This window comes from Dyella jiangningensis, assembly GCF_003264855.1.
GTDB lineage: Bacteria > Pseudomonadota > Gammaproteobacteria > Xanthomonadales > Rhodanobacteraceae > Dyella > Dyella jiangningensis_C.
This window is the reverse complement of record NZ_NFZS01000001.1, coordinates 1,878,403-1,891,312: the sequence shown is the minus strand read 5'-3', so window position 1 is coordinate 1,891,312 and position 12,910 is coordinate 1,878,403. Positions and strand designations below refer to the sequence as shown.

The following is a 12,910-nucleotide window of genomic DNA, read 5'->3' as shown; positions in this document are numbered from 1 at the left end:
CGGCGGGATCAGAAATGGATGCCGCTGGCGCGCAACGCCCAGTACATGCCAAACGCGGTCCAGAACATTTTCTTCAAGGCGCGGCCGGCAAGCAGCGCGACCAGCAGGCCCAGCAGCAGCGGCAGGTGTTTTTCAAGCGTGCTGCGGGTGTCGTTGACGATGTTCATGTGATGCCCTCCCGCACCCCTTTGGTGCGGGAGTCATCTTCCGTATGGCCTCGCCTGCGCGGCAGGGCTGGCCGTCAATCATCGCGGGTGACAATCATCACAGCTGGCTACGCCGCAGGCGCAGCGCATTGCCGACCACCGAGACCGACGACAGGCTCATCGCCAGCGCCGCCACCATGGGCGAGAGCATCACACCAAACAACGGATACAGCACGCCAGCCGCCAGCGGCACGCCCACCGCGTTGTAGACAAAGGCGAAGAACAGGTTCTGCCGGATATTGCGCACGGCAGCCCGCGACAGCGCACGCGCACGCACGATGGCGGTCAACTCGCCCTTCACCAGCGTGACCTGCGCGCTCTCCATCGCGATGTCGGTGCCGCCGCCCATCGCGATGCCCACGTCGGCCACCGCGAGCGCCGGGGCATCGTTGATGCCGTCGCCTGCCATCGCCACGCGACGGCCTTCCGCCCGCAGAGACCGGATCACCGCGGCCTTGTCGGCAGGCGAGACGTCGGCGTGCACCTCGTCGATGCCGAGCGAACCGGCCACGGCCTTCGCGGTGATGGTGTTGTCGCCGGTCAGCATCACGATGCGCAGGCCGGCCGCGTGCAGGTCGCTGATCGCCTGCGGCGTGCTTGCCTTCACGCGATCGGCGACGGCGATCAAACCGGCCAGCGCGCCATCGACCACGATGAACATCACCGTCGCGCCTTCGGCACGCATGGCATCGGCTTTTTCGAGCGCCGACGCATCCGCAGTGATGCCCATATTCGCCAGCATCTGCCGATTGCCCAGCGCCACGGGATGCCCCTGCACCGAACCCGCGACGCCCGCACCGGTGACCGAGCGGAAATCCTCCACTGCCGGAGCACGGATACCGCGCGACTGCGCACCGTCGACGATCGCACGCGCCAGGGGATGCTCGCTGGGCTTCTCCAGCGCGGCTGCGAGCGCCAGCAGCTGGTCGAACGGATACGCGCCGAGACTCACCACATCCTTCAGGGCAGGCTTGCCTTCGGTGAGCGTGCCGGTCTTGTCCACCACCAGCGTATCGATGTCGCGCAACGCCTCGATCGCGGCCGCATCGCGGAACAACACACCGTTCTGCGCGGCACGTCCGCTGGCCACCATGATGGAGATGGGTGTGGCAAGGCCAAGCGCACACGGACACGCAATGATCAGTACCGACACCGCGGCGATCAGTGCATAGGCCAGCTTCAGATCGGGTCCCAGCCAGGCCCACAGCGCGAAAGCCCATGCCGCCACGGCCACCACTGCAGGAACGAACCACGACGCGACGCGATCGGCCACGCGCTGCAGCGGCGCCTTGCTGCGCTGCGCCTGCGCCACCAGCGTGACGATCTGCGCCAGCATGGTTTCCGCGCCGACCTTTTCCGCGCGCATCAGCAGGGCGCCATCCTGGTTGAGCGTGCCGCCAGTGAGCTGGTCGTCCCGTCCCTTGGCGACGGGTAACGGCTCGCCGGTCAGCATCGATTCGTCCACATGGCTGCGGCCATCCAGCACCACGCCATCCACCGGTACCTTTTCGCCCGGACGCACGCGCAATGTGTCGCCGCCATGCACGTCATCGAGCGGCACATCGTGCTCGCTGCCATCGGCATCCACGCGGCGCGCGGTCTTGGGGGCAAGTTCCAGCAGGCCCTTGAGTGCCGCACTGGTACGCCTGCGCGCACGCAGCTCGAGGAAATCGCCGAGCGTCACCAGGGTGACGATGACGGCGGCCGATTCGAAATACACGCCCACGCGCCCGTGCATGTCATGGAAGCCTTCGGGAAACAGCGCGGGCGCCAGGAAGGCCACCGCGCTGTAGACCCACGCCACACCCGTGCCCAGAGCGATCAGTGTGTACATATTGGGCGACCACGGCTTGAGCGAACGCCAGCCGCGCGCAAAGAACGGCGCGCCACCCCACAGCACCACCACGGTGGCGAGCGCTGCTTCGGACCAGGCGGCCACGCCATCCCACGGCGACGGCCAATGCCAACCGAACAGGTGCGGACCCATCGCCAGCAGGAAGACCGGCAAGGTCAACACCGCCAATGCCCAGAAGCGGCGCGACATGCTGCGCAGTTCGTGTCCGTCGTCCTCGTCGAGGCTGGGCATCATCGGTTCCAGCGCCATGCCGCATTTCGGGCAATGCCCCGGGCCGACCTGCTGCACTTCCGGATGCATCGGGCAGGTGTAGATGGCACCGGCCAATCCGGGCGAAGGTTCAGGCTGAGGTTCGAGATAACGCTGGGGGTCGACCTGGAACTTGTCCTTGCAGCGCTGTGCGCAGAAGTAATACGTGTGGTCGCGGTGCTCCAGGCTGTGCGGCGTCTTTTGCGGATCCACCGTCATGCCGCAAACAGGATCCTTCACCGTATGCGCGGCCTGGTCGTGGTGATGTCCGTGATCGTGATGATGCTGCTCATGCCCCGCTGCCGTCGATGCGCCACCACAGCAGGATTGCGCGGCAGGCGCGGGCGCCGCGTCCTTCGCGCTGCAGCAGGCGTGCTTCTCCATGCTCATGCATCACCCTCCTGATCGGCCAGCGCACGCAGGATCGGGCACTGCTCCGGCGAGCCATGACCCGGGCAGGCATCGATGAGTTGCTCCAGTCCGTCGCGGACGCGGGTGAGCTCGGCGATACGCTCATCGATGGCGGCCAGGCGTTCCTGCGCCCGCTTCTTCACTGCCTTCACGCCACGCTGGCGGTCGGCGGAAAGCGCCAGCAGGTCGCGGATTTCGTCCAGCGTGAAGCCGAGATCCTTCGCGCGCCGGATGAAGCGCAACTGCCGCACCGCGCCCTCGTCGTAGCTGCGATAACCCGACGCTCGCCGCAGCGGCTCAGGCAGCAGCCCTTCACGCTCGTAATAGCGGATGGTGTCGATCGCCACGCCGACGCGCTTGGCGACGGCACCGATGGTCATGGGGGTCTGGGGAGTGTTCATGGGTCAAGTCTAGACCTTTGATCAAGGTCCAGAGTCAAGCCCCTGCTCTCCACGCGAAGCAGGCCCCGGCTGCAACGCACCGCCCTGCCCGCGTCACCCTTGCTTGCGAGGCGAGCCGATCAGGTCACGCTGCCCTTTCCGTAGATGTAGAAATCGGCGAGCGAGCCCGTGTCGTTGTCGCCAGCGTAGGGATGCCGGTTGGGTATGTGTCGCAGCAGGCGCCAGCCCGGCGCGTTGGCGCGCACCCACGCACTGAACTGGCGGTGGCGGACGTGTGCGCTCGGCGTGTTTGGCTGGTCGATGTCGGAGGAATAGATCACGACGTAATCGCGCGCCGCGCCAAACAAGGTGCGCATGTAGGTTTCGTACACCTCGTCTTCGGTGAGGTGGTAGATCACGTCCAGCGAAAGCGCGAGCTGGGCGGTCTGTCCCATGTAGTCATGCACCAGCATGAACGACTTGCCGGCATCGCCGGCGAAGCGGCGTGTGCAACGTTCGATCGCGTGCGGACTCACATCGAAGCCAAGATAGGAAGGATAGCGGGCGAGCGCCAATTGGTTGCCGTCGCCGCAACCGAATTCGATCACGTCGCGGATGTCGTGGCTGGCAACGAACTCGTTGAGCACTTCCGCCTTGAATTCGGCGAGACGGTTATAGGAGCCCGCGCCGGAATTGCCGCCGTTGCGGTAGCGCGCGATCCAGTAATCCTCGGAGCCATGAAACGGTTTGGCCGGATGTATCAGACGCTGGTAGACACTGCGCGCAACGGGACCGATGACCGGTATCCGCTTGATCAGCTCTTTCATGACAGCGCTCCTATAACGCGATCCGTTATATCGCCTAGGTGGTCCCCCACCCCACGCGTCGGCACTGGTTGTCGTGCTCTTTCGCCCCTCGACGAAGCGGCCAGCAGACGCGTCGATTCATCGATGCGTCGACACCGGCAGAACGAGGGACGGACCAAGAGTAGTCGCTGACCGGACGGAAAAGTCTTGCCCGGCGCCTGCCTCGATGTCTTGGTTCAGCGCCGATACGGTTTCTCGTTCAGTTCATTGGCGAGACCGTCACGCCACCTTCGCCGGTGCGCGCCATCGCGAGGATGCGTGAGATGACTGAACAGCGAAGTTCGCATGACACGGTTCGAATCGAGATGAACGACAGGGCCCGGATGATCATGGGGCCCTGCCGTTGCATTCGACTTTCCGATGTTGCGAACGAGTGTTACCGCAGTATGACCTCGACACGCCGGTTGGGTGCGAGGCAGGCGATCAAGGCTTCACGCCGCTCGTCCCCGCAATCCTTCACCGGATCGGACTCGCCATAACCTCTGGCCGTTATCAGGCTGCTCGCCACGCCGCGGGTCACCAGGTATTCCCGCACGGCGCGCGCGCGGCGTTCGGACAGCTCCTGGTTGTATGCATGGGAGCCCAGCCGATCCGTATAGCCTGCGATGCGAACGTCACGAAACGCGTGGCCCTGTCCGTTCAGTTCATCGGCCAGGTCATCCAGCGCCTGGCGACCGCCTTCCGACAGCTCTGCACTGTCGAACGCAAACAGCGCATCGCCTGAAAACACGCGCGGCTTGGGTGTGGCGACGGAAGGTGCAGGCACGGTTTCCTTCAGCACGCCGGCGCACGACTCGGGCTTCCAGTAGAAGCTGCGCGCGAGCTTGTTTTCATCGAACAGCACCTTGTACTGGCAGGTCATCACGTCGTCGTTGTCGGCGTTTCGAAAATGGAACACGTAGTTCCATTCGCGCACGCCCCACACACCTTCGCTGAAATGCGGATAGCCGATGAGGTCCGACACCTGCTGCTTGTTGAACCCGGCCTTCACCTGGCGCAAGTTCGCCAGATTCGGGAACGTGCCGCCCTTGTGCATGGGCGTAACGCTTTCCGGTGATGGCCACACCAGTTCGCCGGCCGAGCCGCCGTCCTTCGCCACCTGTTGGCTGACGTTGCCGCAGGCGGCCATCGCGAGTGCGAGCGAAGCAGCGATCAGTGTTTTCAAGGAGACGTGCATGTGCTGGATTCCTTCGATGCGATTCATGGTTGCGTCCTCCCTCACCACACCATGCCGGCGCCGACGCCGGCGCCGGCATCGCCACGCGTATTGGTGGTGGCGTTGAGCTTGAAGATGTAGCGTCCGCTTTCGGTGACGGTCGACATGCCCACGGCGATGCTGGTCTCGCCGTGGAACGTGCCGAAGGCCACGCCCGCCGAACTCTGGTTGGGCTGGTAGGCCTGCGGCAGGCTCGCCATCGCCATGGCCGATGCGACACCCGCGTTGGCGCGATTGCCGATGCGATTGAGGTCGCGATCCACGGATTCAAAACGCTGGTCGGTGTAGTTCTTCGACCAGTCCTTGGCGTTGGCGATCGCGTCGCTCAGCTGGCCCACGTTCACTGCGTCCGTCGCATTCACGCCCGTGGCCACATTGGTGATGGTGCGTTCGTGACCGACCGAACCGACCGACACCGTGTTGGCGCTGGTCGCCACCGAACCCGAGCCGATCGCCACGCTGTTGTCGCCGGTCGCGCTCGAGTTCGCACCCACGGCCGTGCTGTTGTTGCCCGAAGCCACCGAACCGCCGCCCGCCGCCGTCGAGTTGTTGCCGGAGGCCGAGGCCGAGCTGTTGTTGTCTCCGCTGGTCTGGTACGTGTTGATGGTGGTGCCGACGCCACCGTTGCCACCTCCGTTGTTGTTCGGCAGGTTGTTCACCGTTTGCGACAGGTTGGTGAGCTGCGAGTACAGCTGCTCCAGCGTCTGGTTGGTGACATACAGCTGCGAGCCATTGATCGCATCGGTGCTGATATTGCTGATGCGACCGGCCGCGAGATTGGTCAGCGTTCGCTCCGCCCCCACCGCGCCCACGCTCACCGTCGAGCCCGGCGTCGTGCCCGCGAACGTATAGGCCGTGCCATTGAGCGTCACGCCGGTGGTGGCGACGGGCCCATCGGTGACCGAGCCCGCACCCAGCGCCACGCTGCCGGCGAACGCGGCCTGCGTGCCTGCGCCCAGCGCCATCGCCTGGATGCCGTTGGATGTGGCATTGGTACCCAGTGCCACGCCGTCGGCGAGGTTCACCGTGGCGTTCTGGCCGATCGCCGTACCGCCCGGTGCTGTCTGCTGCACGATCGCGCCATTGCCCATGCCGATGCCGTTGTCACCGTTCACCGTGGTCTGCGGACCGACGGCGACCGACTCCGCGCCCGCCGCCAGCGAATCGGAAGCGGTGGAGTTGGCGTGGAAGTACTTGATTGGCGTGACCGAGAACGAACTCATCGCGCCCTTCAGCTGGCGCAGCGTCACCGCGTCCTGATCGAGCGTACCGTCCGCGACGTTGGTGATCTGGCGGAAGTCGGTGGCATTGCCCACCGACACCGCACCGAGCAGGTTGCGATCCGTCGTGTTGTACGGCACCACGTTCGTGCCGACCAGGATTGAACCGGACGTCGGTGCGATGGGGCGATCCGACACCGCACCCGAGCCCAGCGCCACGCCTCCCAACACCGATACGCCACTGTTCTGGCCGACTGCGGTACCGCTGTCGGCCGTTGCGCTGGAGCCCACGCCGGCCGCCAGCGCGTTGACGCCGGTGGCGCCGTTGTTGGCGTAGTTGCCGCCCTGCGTGCCGCCATCGTTGACGCTGTAGTAGTGGATGGCGTTCGCGGTCACGGTGCTGCTGAGGTTTTCCACCGCCTGGTTGGTGGCGAATAGCTGCGAACCGTTGATCGCGTCGGTGCTGTTGCCGTTCACCTGCCCCGCCGCCACGTTGGTGATGGTGCGCTCGTTGCCCACCGTACCCACGCTTACCGTGCTGGTCGGCATGGCGCCGGCGTAGCTGTACGTGTGGCTATCGATGGTGCCGCCGCCGGTCTGGACCACCGCGCCCGTGACGCTGCCCGCGCCCAGCGCCACGTCGCCCACGTTGGTACTCGCGGTGGCGCCATGGCCGATCGATACCGCGTTGTCCGCACCGGCGGTGGACACCGGCCCCACCGCCACGCTGTTCACGCCGGTGGCCAACGAATCGGCGAGGTTGGAGTTGGCGTGGAAGTACTTGATGCCGCCGGTTTCGATCTGGTTGAAGACCTGCTGCAGCGAGCTGTAGGTGTTGCCGCCATAGTTGATGCTGGTGCTCAACGTGCCCGTCGCCGGATCGTAAGTGGTGCTGCCGCCGTAGCTGTTGGCGATGGACGTGCCGAGGTTGGTCACCGTGTTGCCCAGGTTGGTGACGCTGGTGCCCACCGTACCGATCGCCTGGTTGGTGGCGAACAGCTGCGAGCCGTTGATCGCGTCGGTGCTGTTCCGGTCGATGCGTCCGGCGGCGACATTGGTAATGGTGCGCTCCGCGCCCACGCTGCCCACGCTCACCGTGGAGCCCGGCGTGGTGCCGGCGAAGTTGTAGGTCTGGCCATTGACGATGCCCGTGGCCGTACCCACCGCCGTGTCCGTGGATGAACCCGCGCCCAGCGCCACGCTGCCGGCAAATGCCGCCTGCGAACCGGCACCCAGCGCCATCGCCTGGATGCCGTTGGATGTCGCATTGGTACCCAGTGCCACGCCGTCGGCGAGGTTCACCGTCGCGTTCTGGCCGATCGCCGTGCCGCCCGGCGCGGTCTGCTGCACGATGGCGCCGTTGCCCATGCCGATGCCGTTGTCACCGTTCACCGTGGTCTGCGGACCGATGGCGACCGACTCCGCACCCATCGCCGCGGAATCCGAAGCGGCTGAATTGGCGTGGAAGTATTTGATCGGCGTGACCGAGAACGAGCTCATCGCACCCTTCAGCTGGCGCAGGCTCACCGCATCCTGGTCCTGCGTACCATCGGCCAGGTTGGTGATCTGGCGGAAGTCCGTACTGTTGCCCACCGAAACGGCGCCGAGCAGGTTGCGGTCCGTGGTGTTGTACGGAATGAGGTTGGTGCCGACGATGATCGAGCCCGAGGTCGGCGCGATCGCACGATCGGACACCGCTCCGGCACCCAGCGCCACGCCGCCCAGTACCGACACGCCCGTGCCCTGGCCCAGCGCCGTGCTGCGATCGGCCGTAGCGGTCGAGTCGACACCTGCGGCCAACGCATTCAGCCCGGTCGCGCCGTTGTTGGCGTAATTGCCGCCCTGCGTGCCGCCATCGTTGACGCTGTAGTAATGCGTGGCGCCCGCCGTGACGGCGGTGCTGAGCGATTCCAGCGCAAGGTTGGTCGCGTTCAACTGCGAGCCGTTGATGGCGTCGGTGCTGCTGCCACTCACCTGGCCTGCCGCCACGTTGGTGATCTGGCGCTCCGCACCGCCCGCACCCACGCTCACCACGCTGGCCGGACTGGTGCCGGCGAAGTTATAGGTGGTGCCGTTGATGACGATGTTCGACACCGGGTTGGCCGCCGCCACCGTGCTGTTGTTGCCCAGCGCCACCGAACCGTCGAGACCCGCAGCAATGGTGACGTTGTTGCCCAGCACGAAGGCGTTGTTCGCGCCGACCGTGTTGTTGTTGCCGAAGGCATACGAACCCGTGCCGTTGACAGTGTTCGGATCACCGAACGCACCCGAGTTGTCGCCGGTCACGATATTGCCCGTGCCGATGCTGATCGACTGTGCACCGTTGGCCTGCGCGCCATTGCCGACGGCGACGGCATTGCTGCCGGCCGCCTTGCTGTCGACGCCGACCGCCGTGCCGTTGGTGCCCGAGGTTGTAGCGCGCAAACCCACGGCCAGGCCCTGCACAGCCGACACATTGGTGCTGCTGCCCAGCGCAATGCCTGAGCTGCGCGTCACGGTCGCACCTTGTCCCAGCGCCACCATGCCGCCGATGTCGCCTGCGACACTCATGGCCACGTTGGCCCCTGCACCGATCGCGATGCTTGCAGCCGTGGTTTGCGAGCCGATGGTCACCAGATCAGCCTGTGCACCCTTGCCGATCGCAATCGACTGGACGTTGCCCTGTGCGTTCGAACCGAGCGCAACCACATCGGCTATGCCCTTGGTGTTGACGCCGATGGTGACGGACTGCTGGTTCGCATTGGCACCGCTGCCCAGCGCGACCGAACCGCTGTTGGCGACCGTCTGATAACCCATCGCGATCGTGCCCCAGTTGATGGCTCCGCCAACGGAAACGGTGACCTTGGCCGCCGAGCCGTAGCCCATCGCGATCGAGCCGGTGCCCGTGGCGGTGTTGCCCTGGCCGATCGACACGGCGCCGTTGCCGGCGGAAAGCAACTGGTTGCGCGAAACGATGACCGCATCACTCGCCGTGTTGCCGGAACCCAGCGCCACGGCACCGGTGGTGGTGCCGGTATTGATCGTGTTCCTGCCGGCAAAGTTGCTGCTGCCCATCGCCAGCACGCCAGGGCCGTACGCCGTGTTGCTGCCGCCGATAGACACGGCCGTGCCGCCCTGCGCGACGGAGGAGAAGCCGATCGCCACCGCATTCGTCGCGTCGGCCGTGGTCGATGCGCCGACGCCCGCGGCGAGCGAGTTCACGCCCAGTGCGCCGTTGTTGGCGAAGTTGCTGCCCTGCGTGCCCCCATCGTTGACGCTGTAGTAATGCGTGGCATCGGCCGTCACGCTATTGCTCAGCGATTCCAGTGCAAGATTGGTCGCATACAACTGCGAGCCGTTGATGGCGTCGGTACTGCCGCCGGAGATGCGTCCCGCCGCCACGTTGGTGATGGTGCGCTCGGCGCCGCTCGTGCCCACGCTGACCGTGCTGGCTGGCGTGGTGCCGGCGAAGCTATAGGTGGTGCCGGCGATCGTGTAGTTCGGCGTACCGACTGCGGTGGCCGTGGTCGAGCCGGAGCCCAGCGCCACGTCGTTGGCGTGGTTTGCGATAGCCGCGTTGCCGAACGCGACCGCGCCCGCCGCCAGCGCCTGGCTGGTGTTGCCCAATGCCACCGAACCCTGGCCGATGGCCTGGTTGCTGTTACCGATGGCTACGGCGCCATCCGCGGCCGTGGTGCCGGCGGCATCGCCCGCAGCGATGTTGTTGGAACCCATCGCCACGGCGCCGTTGCCGTTGGCGGTATTGGGGTCGCCGATCGCCACGGCGCCGTTGCCGGTGGCGGTCTGTGCTTCGCCGAGCGCAACGGCGCCAAGGCCGCCGAGCACCTGCGAGTTGTGGCCGCCGGCGATGGAGCCGGCGCCTGCAGCGGCGGCGACGGTGTTGGTATCGCCCAAGGCCACCGTCGAAGCGGCCAGCGCTTGCGAACTCGGGCCAATCGCGGCGGCGCGCACGCCCGATGCCTTGGTCGCGTCACCAACCGCCAGCGCTTGTACCGCTGAAGCAGTGGCCAGCGCACCGATGGCGGTCGATGCCCCGCCGGAGGCCGTGGCCACCGCGCCTACGGCGATGTCGTTGACCTGGCTGGCCGTGGTGGTGGTACCGAGCACCACCGAATTGGTGCCGGACGCGGCCGAGCCGTTGCCCAGCGCTATCGCACCCGCGCCGTTTGCGCTCGTACTGACGCCGAAGGCTGCGGAGTTGTTGCCGATGGCGTGCACGTCGTAGCCGAGCGCTGCCGCATTGGCGGCCGTGGCGCTGGAGCGGGTACCGATGGATGTCGCATTGTCGCCCGAGGCATTGGCGCCCGCGGTGGAGTCGCCACCGATCGCGATGGACGCAAGCCCTGAAGCGTGTGTCGTGTAGCCGATGGCGATGGCCTGCGCCTGGCTCGCGCTGGCCTGAAGGCCCATGCCGATGGCGTAGGCGCCTGCCGTGTTCACGTCGGTGCCGATGGCGACGGACGACTCCGCCGATGCGCCCGTGCCGGTGCTGCGTGCACCGAGGTACACCGCATTGAGTCCCGTCGCATACGCCTGCCAGCCAACGGCGGTGGCGTGGGTGCTTAGGCTTTGCGAGCCCAGACCGAGTGCTGCGGCTCCCTCTCCGCTTGCCTTGGTGAACGCACCCAGCGCTACGGATTGCCCGGTGCTCGCGAGGGCGGACGAACCGATGGCGACCGAATTGATGGCCTTGCTCACGCCGGCCGCGGGGCCGATCGCCACGCTATTGCCGGAGTTGGCGTCGACACCGCTGGACACGCCGATGGCAACGGCATTTCCGGCGAGGGCCTTCGAGGTCGCACCCACGCTGATGCCGCCCGTGCCTGATGCGGTGACATCCGTGCCGAGTGCAATGGTGCTGTCCGCCAACGCACCGGTGGTCGGGCCCGTTCGTGCGCCCAGATAGATCGAGTTGACGCCCGCGGTGTAGGCCTGAAATCCCAGCGAAATGCCGTTCTGGGCATTCGCGAGCGAGTTGTAGCCCACCGCCAGCGTGCCAAGCACATTGGCGTGCGCAAGCGAGCCGAGAGCGGTGGCGCCCGTGCCGCTGGCCGCGGATTGATAGCCCATGCAGGAGGCGGTGCCGCTGTACACATTGAATGGGTTGAGACTGCAATCCACCGTCTGCGCGTGCGCCGAGGGTGTCCATCCCATCCATCCAAACGCCGCCATCGCGGCAAAGATGCCCGCGCTCAGCCGACCCAACGAACGTCGGCGCACGTCGCCGCCTTCGCTCGCGCCGCCACGACGACACGTGGCCAATTCCGAGACCACCACGAGCTGTTGCAGCTGGTGGCTCCAAACCTTGCCATGGATCTTGTTCATACCATCTCCTTGGGTGGGGGGCAGGAGCCGAAGGCCACGAGCACAAGCGAAAACACCAGCGCGCACACGCCCGTGGCGTGAAGCTTCAACAAGCTCCACACGCGCGTGGTTTCGTTGATGGCGAGTGCCCTGGCTCTTCGAGCGCCTGTGACTTCGTCTACTCGATGTGCTCGTTACGCCGGTCGGTCGTGCCGGATTCCGCGCGACCGAGACCGCTTGCATGCCACGAAGCCATGCAAGATTCGAAGACTGCAGGTGCTACCGGAGCGCGATTATTCGGGCCGCCAGAGCCGTTCGTCGGGGCCGCCGTACAGGCATGCGGGATCGTCTCGCCAGGACGGTTCCATGTAGTCGAGCGTCCTGTGGATGGCCGTCGATCTTATCGATTGCATCATCGATGCTCCCTTGCCTCATCCGTCTGGTGGATACGTGTCCGATTCGTATGCCACTTCCCGTCCAGGGAAGGCTCCTTCAGGCGCCGCCGGTGCATTCGCAAGACCATCATGCGCCCGCACCGCGCCTGCCGGCACGGCAAACTGCGTGTGCAGATGCTGGGATATCGAAGCGAACCGTGGCGCCGCCGACGACTTGCCGGTCGAGCGCGACATGCATGCACGCGACCGGGCGAGACATCGACGTACAGGACTGCATGCGCAACACGATCATGGCCTCTCGATCCCGAGGATGCACCGGCGGATCCAGCGAACGGCGCAAAGCATCCGGCGAGGTCGCGCCTGGCGACTTCGTTCAAGCATGCTCTACACGCAACAGGAATTCCGCTTCGATGCCCCCTGTAAGCATCCGCAACCGAAAGCTCCGTCATGCGCCCTGGAGTGCGCTTTTCCGCGCATGACGACGTCATGCAAAAGCCATTCTTCCGGGGAACCGGGCTTACGGGGATCTTAATCACCCCGCCGCAAATGAGAAGTGGTCCGCGTATAAATATGCGAAGCACATCACTAACCGACGGCTACATACGCGAGCGCATTTAGACGTCTAAATGAAAACGCCAAAAATTTGGCGCACGCTCCCGGGGAAAATCATGCTTCCACCGCGTGCGCGGCGGTTTCTCGATCAACTCTCGTTCGATGGATGCCGCGATCACGGCCAAGAGGTGTTCCCCGCTGCGAAGCAGTGCTCTCTCATTCCCATGTGTCTTGCACACAAGGGTTCCTTTTTTGT

General features: G+C 65.7%; 6 protein-coding genes. All 6 read right to left on the bottom strand.

Translation table 11 applies throughout. From position 1 onward, the window contains the following. Positions 1-8: 8 nt before the first annotated feature. Positions 9-167: a hypothetical protein gene (locus CA260_RS21130; protein WP_172461756.1), complete on the bottom strand. Its 159-nt coding sequence runs from the start codon at positions 165-167 to the stop codon at positions 9-11. A gap of 97 nt (positions 168-264) precedes the next feature. Then, the gene (locus tag CA260_RS08460; protein ID WP_111983073.1) at positions 265-2,694 is read right to left on the bottom strand and encodes a heavy metal translocating P-type ATPase; all 2,430 of its coding nucleotides are present in this window, start codon (positions 2,692-2,694) and stop codon (positions 265-267) included. Positions 2,695-2,696: 2 nt separating this feature from the next. Next, positions 2,697-3,122 (bottom strand): MerR family DNA-binding protein, encoded by a 426-nt coding sequence (locus tag CA260_RS08455; protein WP_111982283.1) that lies wholly within the window; start codon positions 3,120-3,122, stop codon positions 2,697-2,699. 119 nt (positions 3,123-3,241) lie between these two features. Then, complete coding sequence (locus tag CA260_RS08450; RefSeq protein ID WP_111982282.1) at positions 3,242-3,928, bottom strand: methyltransferase domain-containing protein; 687 nt, start codon at positions 3,926-3,928, stop codon at positions 3,242-3,244. A 415-nt stretch (positions 3,929-4,343) separates the two neighbouring features. Then, on the bottom strand, positions 4,344-5,171 hold the full coding sequence (locus CA260_RS08445) for an OmpA family protein (protein ID WP_202864044.1): 828 nt from the start codon (positions 5,169-5,171) through the stop codon (positions 4,344-4,346). A 14-nt stretch (positions 5,172-5,185) separates the two neighbouring features. Then, entirely contained in the window at positions 5,186-11,728 is a 6,543-nt protein-coding gene (locus tag CA260_RS21125) for an ESPR-type extended signal peptide-containing protein (RefSeq protein ID WP_172461754.1), read from the bottom strand. Positions 11,729-12,910 lie beyond the last annotated feature (1,182 nt).